The organism is Peptoniphilus sp. DNF00840, assembly GCF_001553125.1.
Classification (GTDB): Bacteria; Bacillota; Clostridia; order Tissierellales; family Peptoniphilaceae; genus Peptoniphilus_A; species Peptoniphilus_A vaginalis.
The window spans coordinates 1-14,436 of record NZ_KQ960199.1 but is presented as its reverse complement, the minus strand read 5'-3'; the positions used below and the strand labels follow the sequence as shown (position 1 = coordinate 14,436).

Genomic DNA, 14,436 nt, shown 5'->3' with positions numbered 1-14,436 from the left:
TAACATAGGGATGTGAAATTGTTAAGCTTAGAGGTCCTTAGTAGTTGGAGAGAACAGTGTATTCACCATCAGAGAACTTAACCTTCCAGCCTGGTATGGCACGGCCATTTACTGCACGGGTGATGTCTTCGATGTAGCCTTGGTCTTCTGGGTTAAAGTAAAAGCAAGGAGTGATTTTTTCTATGGTCTTGTCATAGTAGTCTGTCTTGTTTAACAAAGAGAGAAGGGCCCTTGGGGCAGGTGACAAGTATATCTTTTGGTCTGACTTGTCTAAGACGTTGAGCCAAAGCCTATCCATAGACATAACTCCCCTCTTGTCGATGATAAAGTTGGTGTAAGAGGACTCTACAGGTATGTCTTCAAAGACCTTGGTGTAGTTTAAGATGTACTTGCCGTTATTTTCTTCGTAATAGCTTAGGTAGATGTCTCTTGTGTCGTACTTCTTATCCAACAAAAACTTTTTGGCAATTTTTTGGGCTTCATCTAGGCTCTTGACCTCGTATTTATCTTCCGCCTTCCTGTTTTCGTAGTAGACCCTGCGACCGTTAACGAGGTTTATATATTCATCGCATAGAGAAATTTCTGCCAAGTCAGTGCTTGGTCTTATCACCCTTCCCTTGCCTCCAAAGTATCTTTCCTTTATGTCTTCTTCTGTCGAGGTCTCAAAGGCAACAAGGACTGAGGGAAGCTTTCTTCTCCTTCTTGGTATCTTTGTGTCAAGGCTAATATTTTTTTCTTTTAAGAGAGCAGTTACTTCTCTTACAAAGTCAGTTCTTGTGGACTCGTTTCTCATTTTAAACTTGTTGTAGTTGGTGTAGCAAAATAATACTACGTTGGCAATCACAAGGGCAATTATTAAAATTTTTTTAATTCTTTTCCAATCCATAATTACCTCACCATCATTAGACTTCCGTTTTCAACATTAAAGTAATAGAAGTTACCCATGTAGGTCATTTCATAGACTAGGGTAGGTTCTTCTGCTTCTTCGCTGCTGAAAATCAAATAAACAAGGTTTAAGTTGTCTATGGAAGATAGGATTTCCATGACTGACTTGTTGTTAAAGTGTCTCCTATTCTTCCTTAAGATCTTGTGGATGCCTTCAATAGAAATTTTGTCCTTTTTATAAATTGGGTCGTCGTCCTTACGGATGTAGAACTCCCTATAATTTTTTACATATTCAGAGTAGACGTCAATTTCAATAAAGCTGTGGTCCTTGGAAGGAAGAACTAGGGGAATCTGACCGTCCTTTAAGTTGAAGAAAAATCTGTAGCCACGACTTTCGTTGTAGTCGCAAGGCTCAATCTTTTCAAGATAGATTCCAGAGCTTATACCAGTCTTTTGGGCAATAAATTCCACTGCCCTATCAAGGGACTTGTTGAGGTCTCTTGACTTGACATCAAAGAGGGACTCAAGGGAGTACTCGATTATGCCGTTGTTGGAAAGGGATAGGTATTCATTTTCATAAACGTAGGTGTATTTTCCATCTACAGACATTTCCCTGATGTAGTCAATGGGGATGCCCAAAAACCTCTCAGCCAAGTTGGCCTTCATACCTTCTTCAAGCTTACCCAAGCCAGATACATAGGCAACTTTTTGGAGGGACAGATAGTCCTCATCAGGGATGTAGATGTCCTTCTTTATCCCATAGGCCTCGTAGAAGTTAACTGCACGTATCCCCTTGGTTTTTACTTCTTTTAAAATCTCATCTATATCAAAGTCAACTTTGATGTCGGCAAGCTTGTAAAAACTCTTGCTACCAGAAATATAAATATCGCCAAGTTCTGAGATGTAAATGGAGTCCACGCTTAGGTTGATGTCGTTGGAGTTTCTCTTGTCACCAATTAGGTTCACAAAAACTGAACCTGATAGGGGGGAGTTAAATTTAAAAACTAAGGACTTTTGCTTTTGAAGTTTTAAGTAATCTTCTATGTCAATTAGCTGTAGGTTTTCTGAAGTTGCCTTTTGAAGTTTTTCAGAAATATTTTCTCCAGTCATCTTCCAGTAGGAACTCAAGTCTGTAGTCATATAGTGTTCTCTCTCTCCAAAGTTGGCAATAAGTCTTTGGGGAGTCAAAATCTCTTGCAAGAACTCATCTACCTCGCCAATCTTAACCTTGTCCTCAGGCTTTGTGTCAAAGGATAGCCAGAGGTTCTTTGATTGAAAGACCAAGAGGAGGATTAGACCTATGAGGATATAGGTTGACGTTGCTTTAGGCAATTTCTTTGTCATTGTCATCACCTTCACTTGCCTTAAAGAGGAGGGTAATAGTAGTTCCCTCTCCAAAGACAGAATCTACCTTTAGGCTACCACCAAAGGACTTAATCATTTCATTGGCAATGGAAAGGCCAAGACCTGTTCCACCCATTTGCCTGCTCCTGCCCTTTTCAACCCTGTAAAATCTTTCGGTTATCCTTGGCAGGTCTTCCTTAGGTATTCCAATACCATTGTCAGTAACCTTAATCTCTACAAAGTCACCAACATTTGAGGCATCAATAATGATTTTTCCATTTTCAGGAGTGTACTTGCAGGCATTGGAAATAATATTTGTAAGGATTTGGTCTGCCCCACTTCTCTCGGCGTAAATATCTCTAATATCCATATCAATATTTAATTCGATCTTGTGATTTTTTTGAACAATTAGGATTGATTGAGACTCTATTGCCTCAGCAATAAACTCATAGGTGTCAATATCTGACAAGCTTATGTTGTCCCTGTTGTAGTCAATGTTAGAAAGGCACAAGAGGTCTGTAACAATCCTAGACATCCTAGAGTTTTCCCTATCAATAATCTTTAAGAAGTTTCTTTGTGATTTCTTATCAAGGTCGCTATCAAGTAGGGTTTCTGTGTAGGACTTTATAGTTGTGATAGGAGTCTTTAACTCGTGAGAAACATTAGCAACAAATTCTTTACGCATACTGTCGAGGGTGTGTTCCTTGTCCACGTCTTGCAAAACTATAATTAGACCTGAGTTTATCAAGGCATCGGACTTGTAGGGTGCATACTTAATCTTGTAGAAGGAGTTGGCAATTTTTGTCAGCTCTTCCCCTCTGAGGCTCTCTTCATTTTTGTAGTCAATATTGTTGAGGTTAATAGACTTTAAGTTGATAACCCTCTTAAAGTCTTTTTCTGAAATATTTAAAATCTTCTTGGCGATTGAGTTGGCATGGATAAGCCTGTTGCTCCTGTCAATGGCAATAACCCCTTCTGCCATATAGTTAAAGATGGTGTCGAGTTTTGACCTTTCAAGGTCCATCTTCTCTATGGACTCACGGAGCTCCTTGGTCAAGAAGTTAAACATCATTCCAAGTTCACCAATTTCATCGTTGCTCTTGACCTCAATGCTTTGGTTAAAGTTACCCTTTGCGAGGGCTTTTGCCTTCTTAGTAAGGGTACGGATGGGGCCGGTGATGGAGTTGGCAATAAAGTATCCAAGTATAGAAGTTGTTAAAAGGGAAATCAAAGTTGCGTAAGTAATAATTACCTTGGAGTCATCTATTACAGAGTAAATAGAATTTAGGTTTCTCGTCATATAAATAATGGCAAGTATGTCTCCATCGCCAGATAGGATTGGCCTTGCAATATGTTTTTCCACATCGCCTAGGTTTTTGTACTCAACAATTTTCTCACGAGTCTTGCCTGCTGCTGCATCCATAACAAGCTTTGGCTCAATAAATTTTACTGAGTAGGCATCCTCAGCCTCCTTGGGAGAAATATTTTGCGTACTTGCAAGAATCTTTGGAGCCTTATCTGGTGAAATTACATAGGCAGTTTCTTCACTGGAAATACCCCAGTCTTTTAGCGTTGCATCAAGCTGGGGTAGAGTCTTATAATTATTATCTTTAAAAAATGCCGATGTTGTTGTGGCAAGTGTGTCCATGGTCTTAACCATAGAGGAAGTTGCCGTTTCTATTTGCACGCTTTCCAGCCTATCAATAATAAAAGTAGATGCGATAAACATGGAAATGAGAACTAGGACCACATAAATTAAAATAAATCTAGACTTAATGGAGTGGTTCATTAGGCTTCACCATTTTCTGATGCAAAGAAATAGCCAACTCCTCTTTTAGTCTTGATGTATTTAAAGCCCTTTTTCTCGTCTTCAATTTTTTCACGGAGTCTTCTAACAGTAACATCAACTGTTCTTATGTCGCCATAATATTCATACTCCCATACTTCTTCAAGGAGCTCTTCCCTAGAGAAGACCCTTCCTGGGTAGGAAGCCAAGAACTTTAAGAGTTCAAACTCACGTAGGGTAAGTTCAATTACCTCGTTGCCTCTTAGGACTTGGTACTTCTTTAAATCAATTTCAAGATCCATGACCTTTAGGATAGATGAATCATCCTTCTTGTCAGGGCTATCAAACCTTCTAAGGACAGCCTTAACTCTTGCAAGGAGCTCCCTCATGGAGAAGGGTTTTACAACGTAATCGTCTGCCCCAAGCTCAAGACCCAAGACCTTATCAACTTCTTCTTCTCTTGCTGTTAACATGATGACAGGCACATCAGAAGTTTTTCTTATTTCCCTTAGAGCTTCAAAGCCATTTAGCTTTGGCATCATTATGTCGAGAAGGATTAGGTCATAATTATTTTCTTTTGCAAGGGCAATAGCTTCTTTTCCATTGCAACCCGTCTCAACAAGGTAGCCTTCCTTCTCAAAATTAAACTTTATAATATCAGAGATTGCAGACTCATCGTCTACAACTAGTATTTTTTCTTCCATAAAATCATCCTTTGTTAACTATTCAGTATCAACCCTTGTAAAAATTTCGTCATTTATCTTTTCAGAGTAAAGAATAAGAAGGGTTTTAGTATCAAGTATTCCATCGATTTTTAATATCATATCATAAAACCTTGTTAGGTCTGAAGTATTTATAGTTTTAATCCTAAGCATTATACAGTGTTCACCTGTAACCCTGTAACATTCAAATATTTTAAACTTCTCGTCTTGTATCTCCATTATCTTGGAGATAAGATTCTTGAAGTCATTTGTATTGACCTTGCAAAGGACATAGGTATCTACGTTATAACCAATTTTTTGCCAATCAACTAGGACCTTGTAGCCCTTAATGTAACCAGCGTCTTCCATCTTATATATTCTTCTATGGATAGCAGGCCTTGTTAGATTCAATTTTTTTGAAATGTCTTCGTGACTCATACGTCCGTTTTTTCTCAAGAGTTCAAGAATCTCAACATCAATTTCATCTAAATTGTCATTTTTTCTCATAAAAAATCTCTCCTGTTACGAATTGTATAAATTTATTTATTAACCTTACTTTATTTTATCATAAAACATCAAAAATTAAAGAAAATTAAACAATGTAAAAATAAAAGTTTATCTTTTTGCACAACGAGAACCAATATTATTCATAAATCTGAAAAAGCTTATACTCCTTTATAGACTTGTTAAAATAGTATATAATAATCAGAGGAGGCTCTTTATGGAAAATTATCCAGACCTTAGTTTTAGAAAGATGAACTTAAGAGATGTCTTTACTTTTAGAAATTGGGGACGTCATAAATCGCCACTTTTTTTGGAATATAATTTTATTGAAGAGTCTGAAGAAGATATAATAGAGTGGTTTAAGTGGAAGACGAGAAGACCCCTATCAGAATACTTTGTAATCGAAAGTGATGGAAAAATTATTGGCTACTTGTCTCTTAGAAATATAAATAAAATTTTTAAGAGGGCAGAGCTTGGTATTGTATTAGACCCCAACTATATAGACAGGGGGATTGGCAAAAGAGCACTTGGACTTTTTCTAACTTACTTAAAGGAAAGAGGCTTCAAAAAAATTATTTTATTTGCAGCCCACTACAACAAGAGGGCACAAAGATGTTATGAAGAGCTTGGCTTTAAAAAAAGATACAGCTTTCTCATGAAGTTTCCCAATGGAAACTATGATGAAAGCCTTCCTGACTTTTATGAAAACAAGTCTTCCTTTAAGATTATTTTAAACAAGACTTTTAATTACGCTATAAAGATGGACTTAGATCTGGAAAGAGATTGGTGAAATATGTTTTTACTTGAAAATAATAAATATGACCTTGGAGAAACTTCCATTGAGAATATTTTTATAAATGATTTTATGCCAGGAGCCAATGGCGAGTTTGTAAAAGTTTATCTCTTGGCTTATAAGTTTGCCAAGGAAAACAGGACTGATATTACTAACGAAAAGCTCGCCGACTATCTTGGGATTCTTGAGTCTGATGTCAATAGGGCTTGGGCATATTGGGAGAAGATGGGCATAGTTGAAATAGAAGAGGACAAGCTCAAGTTTGTAAACCTAAAGGAACTCTACATCAAAAATGTTTATAACTTAAGGGCAGAGGAAAAGAAAAAAGACAAGGGCTATTCAGAAGTTGTGGCAAACCCAACCTATGCCAACCTACTTACTAGGGCAGAGTTTCTCATGAGAGAACCTATTGCTCCAATGAAGAAACTGGACATAATAAATTGGATTATAGCCTACAATATGCCTGCTGATTTAATTGAGGAGGCCTTTTTCTACACAACAGAGATCAAGGGAATTTACAATATTTCTTACGTAGAGCAAGTTGTGAGAAATTGGTCAAGAGATAACATTAGGACTATGGAAGATGTTGAGCAGTCCTACATTGAGCATGACGTAAAATATTACAGGTACAAGAAAATTATGAGATACATTGGCGTGGACAAGCAGTTTAGTCAAGTTGACTTTAACATTATCAACTCTTGGTTTGATGAGTTTAACTTTTCTAATGATTTGATCTTGGAGGCCTGCAAGAGGACTTCAAAGATTTCTAAGCCCAATGTAAATTATGTGGATGCCATCCTCATGAAGTGGAAGGACTTGGATATTAAGTCCCCAGAAGATGTTGAGGAGAAGGACCAAAAGAAAAAGAAGAGAAAGCCCACAGCCTTTCACAACTTTAAGCAAATAACAGATAATTATTCAGAAGATGACCTCTTTGATATTGCTATGAGAAAACAAAAAGAGGGTTTTAAAAAGCTAGGTGTTGATTATGGAACTGACAACCAAGATAAGTAATTATTATGAAAATTTGAGGAGAAAAAATTCCGAAATTCATGAGAAGAGGCTAGAGGAAATTTACAAGAAAATCCCTGAAGTTATGCAAATTGATGGACTAATAAGGGACCTTGCCCTTAGGGCATCTATGGAGCAGATAAAAAATCCAGATGCTGACAAGTCTCTTGAGGTATCAGAAAAAATTTACAATTTAAAGTTGCAGAAGATGGACTATCTTGAAAAAAATGGCTACCCAAGAGACTATCTTGAAGAAATTTATACTTGTAAGGACTGTCACGACACAGGCATAAATGAAGACGATGAGAAGTGCCACTGCCTAAAGAAATTAATTGTATCAGAATTATACGATATGTCCTCAATTTCTTATATGTTGGACAAGGAGAACTTTGACAAGTTTGACTTAAATGTTTTTTCTGAAAAAGTTTATGAAAAGTATGAAATGTCGCCAAGAGAAAATATGAAAAACATTTTGGCGATTTCCAAAAGTTACATCAGGGACTTCAAGGAAGAAAATGATTTAAACCTCCTTCTTTGGGGACCAACAGGTCAAGGCAAGACCTTTTTGTTAAACTGCATTGCGGCAGAACTTATAAAGAGGGATGTCATAGTAATTTATCAAACAGCCTATGAAATTTTAAAGACCATAGAAGATAGGAAGTTTAAAAATATAGAAGATGACAAGTACAATCTCTATTTTGAGGCAGACCTCTTAATAGTTGATGACTTGGGGATTGAGTTTGTAAATTCCTTTACAACTTCAGAGATTTTTAACATTATAAACACGAGACTTTTGCGTGGCAAGAAGACATTGATTTCTACAAACTTATCGCCAAAGGAATTGTCAGAGACCTACACGGACAGGGTCTTTTCAAGAGTTTTCCAAAAATTTGTCCCAATTAAATTTTTTGGACCAGACCTAAGATGGCAATAAGTCAGAGGGATTGTGGGGAGGAAATATGAAATTATCAAAGAGAATACAAAAAGTAGAATATTCAGCAGTTAGGAAGTTGACACCTTATGCAGATGCAGCAAAGGCAAAGGGGATAAAGATTTACGAATTAAACATTGGGGCACCAGACATTGATGTGCCAGATGTTTATTTTGACACCTTTAAGAATTTAAAAAAGGGACCCCTTCCTTATGCTCATGCCCAAGGGCTTCTAGAACTTAGGGAGGCAACTGCCAAGTATTATAAAAACAGGGGAATAAATTTTGATGCCAAGGACATCTACATCACTGATGGTGCCAGCGAAGGCCTTCTATTTACCTTCCAAACAATTTGCGATGAAGGCGACCAAGTTCTCACAACTGACCCCTTCTACACAAACTACAGGACAGTTTTTGAGCAACTTGGGATTGAAGTTGAGGCCTTTAAGACTGATCCAAAGGAAGGCTTTGCCCTTCCAGAAATTGGAGAAATTGAAAAACATATAAATGACAAGACTGTAGCAATCCTACTTTCAAACCCAACTAATCCAACGGGAGCTCTTTATTCAGAAGATGAAGTTATGAGAATAGTTGAGCTTGCAAAAAAACACGATTTATATATTGTTGCAGACGAAGTTTATAGGGAATTTGTCTACGATGGCAACTCCTATAAGTCCTTTGGAGAAGTGGAAGGAATTGAAGATAACTTAATTTTACTTGACTCCATCTCCAAGAGGTTTGGAGCTTGTGGGGCAAGGATTGGTTCCATTGCAACAAAAAATCCGCAAATCAAGGATGCCATAAATAGACTTTGCAACTGCAGACTTGCTGCACCAAGTCTCGAACAAGAGGCAGCAGCAAAATTATATGGGATAGATAAGTCTTACCTTGAAGAAGTCAACAAGGAATACCAAAAGAGACGTGATGTAATTTACGAAGAACTTATTAAAATTCCTGGAGTTACAGTAGAAAAACCAAAGGGAGCCTTTTATGTTATGCCAAAGCTTCCCGTTGACGATACAGAAAAATTTGCAATTTGGTTAATTGAAAACTTTCAAATTGATGGAGAAACTTTGATGTTTGCACCTGCTGCAGGTTTCTTTAAGAACAAGGAAGAAGGAAGGCAAATGGTAAGACTTGCATTTGTACTAAATGTCAGTGATATAAGAAAGAGCATGAGGATTTTAAGAGAAGGCATGGAAGCCTATGCGAGGGAAAATGAATAAGGACAAAATTTTAAAAATTTTAGAAAAAATAATAATCTTTTTAGTCACCCTAATAATGATTTCTGTCCTTGCCAACAACTATATAAGGGTAAGCGAGGGGGCAATAAATGACGGCCTTAGGATGGCACAAATCGTCCTATCAATAGCTATAGTTGTCCTAACTCTTATTATGGCAGGTCTAAATAAGAACAAGAGTCTTTTCTTTGTATTAGTTGGCTTTTATATTTTAACTGGCTTGCTCTTTTATGTTTTTAAATCAGCAAACAGAATTTAAAAAAGGTTGAGATTATTTGACGCTTTAACTAGATAAAAATGTTATAATCACTTTAAATGGGGACTGTCCTTGGGCAGGCAAGAGGGTAAAGGACCTCTACATAAGAAAAGATGAACTTATAATAATGGTTCAAAGACCTGATGGAGAAATAATTGTCCCAAGGGGCAACACACTTTTAAAGTCTGGGGACAGGGCAATAATCTCTAGGGAAACAAAGGAAATAGAAGACCCAGCCAAGTAAAGATAAAATAAAAAGGAGAATTTTATGTCACAAGAAAAAGAATTAAAAGAAGCGCGTCAAGCATTGGTTGACCTTAAAAATGAAATTGACAAAACCATTAAACTCACAGAAAGTGCATCAAGGTGGGGACTTTTTGATCTCTTCGCAGACTCTGGCCTAGTTGGATTTATAAAGAGAGGAAAGATAAAAGACATCAATAGTAACTTAGAGATAGTTAGGGATAAATTAGAACTTGCAAAAAGAGAACTAAATGATATTAGGATTGATCTTGATGTAGAAATCCCTGACTCAACTTACGATTTTTTTGTAGATGTAATCTTCGACAACATCTTTACAGACCTTCGTGTAAACAGGGAAATAAAAGAAATTAGAGAAAAATTAGAAGACCTTGGAGACAGGGTTGATGAACTTTTGAGAAAAATAAATTAAAAATTTTCTTGACAGGTAAAATTAATGATGCTACCATAAAATAAAATTTAAACCATTCGAAGAGAAGAGTAATCCATTTTGGAATTTTACAGAGAAGCCCGTTTAGCTGAGAGGGTCAAAGGAAGATTTGGGTGAACATGGCCTCTGATGGGATTAGTCGATATTAGACTTTTCCGGGAGCTCCCGTTATAGAGATAGAGTATGTTGGTACTTGAGAGTGGCATTCCATATGCAAAATAGGTGGTAACGCGGAAATAATTCGTCCTTATTGTTTTTTATAAACAGTAAGGACTTTTTTTTATACATTCTCAAGACGGATTTAAGAAAAAGGAGAAAGTAAATGACAAAAATTTTAGCACCAAGTAAGTTTGACGTAGTTGGATCTTTTTTAAGACCAAGAGATTTAAAAATCGCAAGAGAAAAGTTTTCTAAGGGTGAAATTTCAGGAGAAGAACTTAAAAAAGTTGAAGATAGAGAAATAGAAAAACTCGTTAAGAAGCAAAAGGAAGCTGGCTTAAAAATTATTTCTGATGGAGAGTTCAGAAGGTCCTGGTGGCACTACGACTTCTTCTGGGGACTTGAAGGAATAGAAAAATACACCCTAAGTCAAGATGAGCTCATCCACTTCCATGGAGAAACCCTAAGACCTGACGGGGTAAAAATTGTGGGCAAGCTTGGAGGTAAAAACCATCCCTTCTTAGACCACTACAAATTTGTAAAAAACTTTGAAGACGAAAACACAGTGGCAAAACAAACAATACCTGCACCAGCCCAACTCCTAAGAGGAGTTTACAATCAAATCAAAGCTGGCAACCCTTACGAAGACGAAGGCAAGTTTGTGGACGACCTTGCAAGAGCCTATGGCGAATTCTTCCAAGAAATTTATGATCTAGGCTGCAGAAATCTTCAACTAGATGATTGCACTTGGGGTGCCCTAGTAGACGAAGATGCCACAAGACTTTATGAAAAAGATGGCAAAAACATTGATGACCTAAAGGAAACTTACCTAGAATTAAACAACAAGGCCATAGCCTACGCACCAGAAGGACTAAATATTACAAGTCACATCTGCAAGGGTAACTACAAGTCCTCCTTCCACTTCAAGGGAGCCTACGACCCAGTAGCAGATTATGTCCTTGCAAGAGAAAAGGTGAATGCCTTCTATCTTGAATACGACGACGAAAGATCTGGTGACTTCAAGGCCCTTGCCAAAATTCCAGATGGCAAGAAAGTTGTCCTTGGAATCGTGACAAGTAAGAGACCAGAGCTTGAAGATAAGGAAGAGCTCATCAAGAGAATAAAAGATGCAGCAAACTACATTCCTCTTGAAAATATTTGTATCTCACCTCAATGCGGTTTTTCATCAACAGAAGAAGGCAACGCAGTGACAGAAGAAGACCAATGGAAGAAGATAAAGTTATTGAGAGAAGTAGCTGAAGAAGTTTTAATTTAAAAATAAAAGTCTTAAAGCTTTTAAGTTTTATTTATTAATGATTTAGAAGTAACACTTTATTAAGTTACTTACTAAATTAAATTTATATAAGAGATAAATTGAGAAAGGATAGTTCAATGTATAATTTTGATGAAAGAATTGACAGAAAAAACACTAACGCACTAAAGATAGATGGATTTAGAGATTATATATTTCATGCTGATGATAGTATGAAGTTTCCCTACGCTGATGATGAATTTATTCATATGTGGGTAGCTGATATGGAATTCGCAACACCTGATGTAGTTATTGAGGGAATTAAAAAAAGATTAGATAAAAAAATATTGGGTTATACAAGAGTGTTTACAGATGACTTTTATGAAGCCTTATTATCTTGGTGTCAAAGAAGATATGGATGGAGTTTTGCAAGAGAAGAACTTGTTACAAGCAATGGAATTATTCCAGCCTTGTTTGAATTGGTAGACTACATTTTAAAAGAAGATGAAAAAGTACTCTTCCTTACACCTTCCTATGCATATTTTAAATATGCAGCAGATTCTTCTAATAAAGAATCAGTTTGTTCAGATTTAAAACTTGAAAATGGTTACTATACAATTGATTTTAAAGATTTAGAAGAAAAGGCAAGGGATCCAAAAACAAAGTTGTTTATTTTTTGCAATCCTCACAACCCTACAGGAAGGGTTTGGAAAGAAGAAGAGCTAAAAAAAGTAGCAAAGATAATAGAAGAAAATGATTTGTGGGTAATTTCTGATGAAATTCACTGTGATATTTTAAGAGAAGGACAAAAACACATACCCCTAGGTAAGATCTTAGGTGATTATGACAAGCTAGTAACGTGTATGGCTGCAAGTAAATCCTTTAACATAGCTGGTCTAATGTTTTCAAGTATCATAATTAGAAACAAAAATTTGAGAAAAGTTTGGAACAAAAATCATTATAACTTTGACAATCCTCTTAGCATAGCAGCTAGTCAAGCAGCTTATGAAGAAGGTGAAGATTGGCTAAAAGAAATGAGCAAGTATTTGGATGAAAATTTTAAATTTACCAAGGATTACTTAGAAACAAACTTACCAAAGGTTAGGATTAACATTTCTGAAGCAACTTATTTAGCCTGGGCAGACTTTGGCGAATATTTTGATGAAGATGAAGAGATAACAATGTTTTTTGCATATAAATCTGGTGTTTTATTAGAAGCAGGAAATATGTTTGTGCAAAACTCAGGAAGTTTTGTAAGACTTAATTTAGCTTGTCCAAGATCTTATTTAAAAGAAGGATTAGACAGGATTATTTATGCAGTAAAAAATAAGCACAAGGAAAAATACTATGGAGAATAAAATAGACATCATTAAGGAGTATTCAGCATGACAAATAAAAATAAAAAACAACTTGGTATAATTAATATTATTGGACTGGGCATAGGTGGAGCCATTGGATCAGGAATTTTTGTTACTTTAGGATCAGCTATGTCTAGGACTGGCAGGTCTATATTGCCTATAACAGTGATAAGTGTATTTTATATGCTCTTAGCCTACTGGTACAACATGGCGATTTCGGGAGTATTTGTTATAGAAGGCGGAGATTACAGCATGAAGGGCATGCTTCTTCCTCCTATATTAACAGGATTTGGCGGTTGGACTAACATTATCTGGGCATTTGGCTTTACAGGATATGCCTTGGCCCTTAGTCAATATTTAGGAGATTTATGGCCAATATTTACAGATAATTTAAAAATTTCAAGCTCCATAATCCTAACTATTTTCTTTTTATTAACAATAAAAGGCAATCGCTTTGTAACCATATTTCAAAATATAGTTACAGGCTTATTAATTCTGGCTTTAGTTATTTTTGTGTTTTTAGGAATTCCAAAAGTTAATCTTGGTAACTATTTTAACATGAGCTACGATGGTGGATTTTTCCGAAATGGTTTTTCAGGAGTTATAGGAGCCATAGCAGTAATGGGATGGGCTTGCCAAGGAACAACCATGGGACCAGTAGGAGTAATTCCAATAACAAAAAAACCAAAGAGAAATATACCTGTTGGAATTTTATTGACTTGTATTCTTGTATCTATAATTTATGGATTTATGTCCTTTGTTGCATCAGGTGTACTAAACTTTGATCAATATGCCGGTAATAATTTAAGTGTTACAGCAAAAGCAATTTTGACACCGGGACTTTTTGCTTTCTTTGTGATTGGGGGAGGAATATGTGCAATCATATCTTCTTTTTTATCAGTCCTTGTTATGATACGAAACCCCTTGGCGCAAATGGCAGATGATGGATGGTTACCAGAAATTTTTAAAAACAAGTCCAGTGATGGCTATCCCTATTACTGTTATTTGTTGGTCTATGTTCTTGCGCTTATACCAATCCTTACAGGTATGAATGTAGACAATGCAATATCAATGCTTATGATTCCAACAATGGTTATTAATGCTTATTTAAATATAAAATGCATGTATATACCAAAAAAATATCCAGACCAATTTGAAAACAGAGGATTTAGAATTCCAAAACTTCTATTTATTTCATCAAGTGTATTGGGTGGAATATGTGCTGCTGTAATAGCGATAACTTTATTCAAAGATTTAAATCTTAACAACGCAATAATTGCTGCCTGCGTAGTAATTATTCCTATGTTTTTCTCATATCTTGCATTAAGAACTAAATCAGTAAATGAAAACAAATTAGAAAATCAAAAAAAATTGATTGTTGAGCAAGCCCTAGCTAATAATTGAGAAAATTAATTTAAGTTTTAAAATCTATATGCAAGGAAAATATAAAAATATTTTCCTGATGGAAAAGCCCCCTAATTTTTTAATAATAAATAAGTTGTAAAATTAAATGCGACACAAATAA

Annotated in this window: 15 protein-coding genes and 1 other annotated feature; of the genes, 10 read left to right on the top strand and 5 right to left on the bottom strand. The window is 36.0% G+C overall.

The annotated features are described in order from the left end of the window. Positions 1-37: 37 nt before the first annotated feature. Genes HMPREF1864_RS02935 through HMPREF1864_RS02915 form a run of 5 tightly spaced genes read right to left on the bottom strand, consistent with a single transcriptional unit; the run spans position 38 to position 5,223 of the window. Entirely contained in the window at positions 38-886 is an 849-nt protein-coding gene (locus HMPREF1864_RS02935; RefSeq protein ID WP_062571355.1) for a two-component system regulatory protein YycI, read from the bottom strand. Between the two features lie 2 nt (positions 887-888). Beyond that, positions 889-2,229, bottom strand: a complete 1,341-nt coding sequence (locus HMPREF1864_RS02930; RefSeq protein ID WP_062571354.1) for a hypothetical protein — start codon at positions 2,227-2,229, stop codon at positions 889-891. Beyond that, positions 2,210-4,018, bottom strand: a complete 1,809-nt coding sequence (locus HMPREF1864_RS02925) for a HAMP domain-containing sensor histidine kinase (protein WP_062571353.1) — start codon at positions 4,016-4,018, stop codon at positions 2,210-2,212. Before HMPREF1864_RS02925 ends, HMPREF1864_RS02930 begins: the two co-directional genes overlap by 20 nt. After that, entirely contained in the window at positions 4,018-4,719 is a 702-nt protein-coding gene (locus HMPREF1864_RS02920) for a response regulator transcription factor (RefSeq protein ID WP_062571352.1), read from the bottom strand. The genes HMPREF1864_RS02925 and HMPREF1864_RS02920 overlap by 1 nt, the downstream gene beginning before the upstream one ends. Positions 4,720-4,737: 18 nt before the next feature. After that, the gene (locus HMPREF1864_RS02915) at positions 4,738-5,223 is read right to left on the bottom strand and encodes an Lrp/AsnC family transcriptional regulator (protein WP_062571351.1); all 486 of its coding nucleotides are present in this window, start codon (positions 5,221-5,223) and stop codon (positions 4,738-4,740) included. A 214-nt stretch (positions 5,224-5,437) separates the two neighbouring features. Here HMPREF1864_RS02915 and HMPREF1864_RS02910 point away from each other — a divergent pair, with 214 nt between their 5' ends. The 10 genes from HMPREF1864_RS02910 to HMPREF1864_RS02870 all read left to right on the top strand — a co-directional run bounded on the left by HMPREF1864_RS02910 (position 5,438) and on the right by HMPREF1864_RS02870 (position 14,315). Then, entirely contained in the window at positions 5,438-6,010 is a 573-nt protein-coding gene (locus tag HMPREF1864_RS02910) for a GNAT family N-acetyltransferase (protein WP_062571350.1), read from the top strand. Positions 6,011-6,013: 3 nt separating this feature from the next. Next, a complete protein-coding gene (locus HMPREF1864_RS02905; protein WP_062571349.1) occupies positions 6,014-7,027 on the top strand; it encodes a DnaD domain protein in 1,014 nt (337 codons plus the stop codon). Continuing rightward, positions 7,002-7,958 (top strand): ATP-binding protein, encoded by a 957-nt coding sequence (locus HMPREF1864_RS02900; RefSeq protein WP_062571348.1) that lies wholly within the window; start codon positions 7,002-7,004, stop codon positions 7,956-7,958. The genes HMPREF1864_RS02905 and HMPREF1864_RS02900 overlap by 26 nt, the downstream gene beginning before the upstream one ends. Positions 7,959-7,983: 25 nt before the next feature. Then, positions 7,984-9,180 carry a pyridoxal phosphate-dependent aminotransferase gene (locus HMPREF1864_RS02895; RefSeq protein ID WP_062571347.1) on the top strand — a complete coding sequence of 399 codons (1,197 nt, stop codon included), beginning with the start codon at positions 7,984-7,986 and terminating at the stop codon, positions 9,178-9,180. Next, on the top strand, positions 9,173-9,454 hold the full coding sequence (locus HMPREF1864_RS02890) for a hypothetical protein (protein WP_062571346.1): 282 nt from the start codon (positions 9,173-9,175) through the stop codon (positions 9,452-9,454). The genes HMPREF1864_RS02895 and HMPREF1864_RS02890 overlap by 8 nt, the downstream gene beginning before the upstream one ends. A 43-nt stretch (positions 9,455-9,497) precedes the next feature. Continuing rightward, positions 9,498-9,695 (top strand): TrkA C-terminal domain-containing protein, encoded by a 198-nt coding sequence (locus tag HMPREF1864_RS08360; protein ID WP_338091528.1) that lies wholly within the window; start codon positions 9,498-9,500, stop codon positions 9,693-9,695. 24 nt (positions 9,696-9,719) lie between these two features. Then, positions 9,720-10,124: a hypothetical protein gene (locus HMPREF1864_RS02885; protein WP_062571345.1), complete on the top strand. Its 405-nt coding sequence runs from the start codon at positions 9,720-9,722 to the stop codon at positions 10,122-10,124. 47 nt (positions 10,125-10,171) lie between these two features. After that, positions 10,172-10,394, top strand: a binding site (T-box leader). Positions 10,395-10,464: 70 nt separating this feature from the next. Beyond that, complete coding sequence (locus HMPREF1864_RS02880) at positions 10,465-11,577, top strand: 5-methyltetrahydropteroyltriglutamate--homocysteine S-methyltransferase (RefSeq protein ID WP_062571344.1); 1,113 nt, start codon at positions 10,465-10,467, stop codon at positions 11,575-11,577. 98 nt (positions 11,578-11,675) lie between these two features. Further along, positions 11,676-12,911, top strand: a complete 1,236-nt coding sequence (locus tag HMPREF1864_RS02875) for a MalY/PatB family protein (RefSeq protein WP_231723495.1) — start codon at positions 11,676-11,678, stop codon at positions 12,909-12,911. Between the two features lie 27 nt (positions 12,912-12,938). After that, entirely contained in the window at positions 12,939-14,315 is a 1,377-nt protein-coding gene (locus HMPREF1864_RS02870; protein ID WP_062571342.1) for an APC family permease, read from the top strand. Positions 14,316-14,436 lie beyond the last annotated feature (121 nt).

What these genes read in the sequence shown, in the direction of transcription:
- HMPREF1864_RS02935 (WP_062571355.1), bottom strand. Translation starts at nt 886, where the DNA reads ATGGATTGGAAAAGAATTAAAAAAATTTTAATAATTGCCCTTGTGATT.
- HMPREF1864_RS02930 (WP_062571354.1), bottom strand. Translation starts at nt 2,229, where the DNA reads ATGACAAAGAAATTGCCTAAAGCAACGTCAACCTATATCCTCATAGGT.
- HMPREF1864_RS02925 (WP_062571353.1), bottom strand. Translation starts at nt 4,018, where the DNA reads ATGAACCACTCCATTAAGTCTAGATTTATTTTAATTTATGTGGTCCTA.
- HMPREF1864_RS02920 (WP_062571352.1), bottom strand. Translation starts at nt 4,719, where the DNA reads ATGGAAGAAAAAATACTAGTTGTAGACGATGAGTCTGCAATCTCTGAT.
- HMPREF1864_RS02915 (WP_062571351.1), bottom strand. Translation starts at nt 5,223, where the DNA reads ATGAGAAAAAATGACAATTTAGATGAAATTGATGTTGAGATTCTTGAA.
- HMPREF1864_RS02910 (WP_062571350.1), top strand. Translation starts at nt 5,438, where the DNA reads ATGGAAAATTATCCAGACCTTAGTTTTAGAAAGATGAACTTAAGAGAT.
- HMPREF1864_RS02905 (WP_062571349.1), top strand. Translation starts at nt 6,014, where the DNA reads ATGTTTTTACTTGAAAATAATAAATATGACCTTGGAGAAACTTCCATT.
- HMPREF1864_RS02900 (WP_062571348.1), top strand. Translation starts at nt 7,002, where the DNA reads ATGGAACTGACAACCAAGATAAGTAATTATTATGAAAATTTGAGGAGA.
- HMPREF1864_RS02895 (WP_062571347.1), top strand. Translation starts at nt 7,984, where the DNA reads ATGAAATTATCAAAGAGAATACAAAAAGTAGAATATTCAGCAGTTAGG.
- HMPREF1864_RS02890 (WP_062571346.1), top strand. Translation starts at nt 9,173, where the DNA reads ATGAATAAGGACAAAATTTTAAAAATTTTAGAAAAAATAATAATCTTT.
- HMPREF1864_RS02885 (WP_062571345.1), top strand. Translation starts at nt 9,720, where the DNA reads ATGTCACAAGAAAAAGAATTAAAAGAAGCGCGTCAAGCATTGGTTGAC.
- HMPREF1864_RS02880 (WP_062571344.1), top strand. Translation starts at nt 10,465, where the DNA reads ATGACAAAAATTTTAGCACCAAGTAAGTTTGACGTAGTTGGATCTTTT.
- HMPREF1864_RS02870 (WP_062571342.1), top strand. Translation starts at nt 12,939, where the DNA reads ATGACAAATAAAAATAAAAAACAACTTGGTATAATTAATATTATTGGA.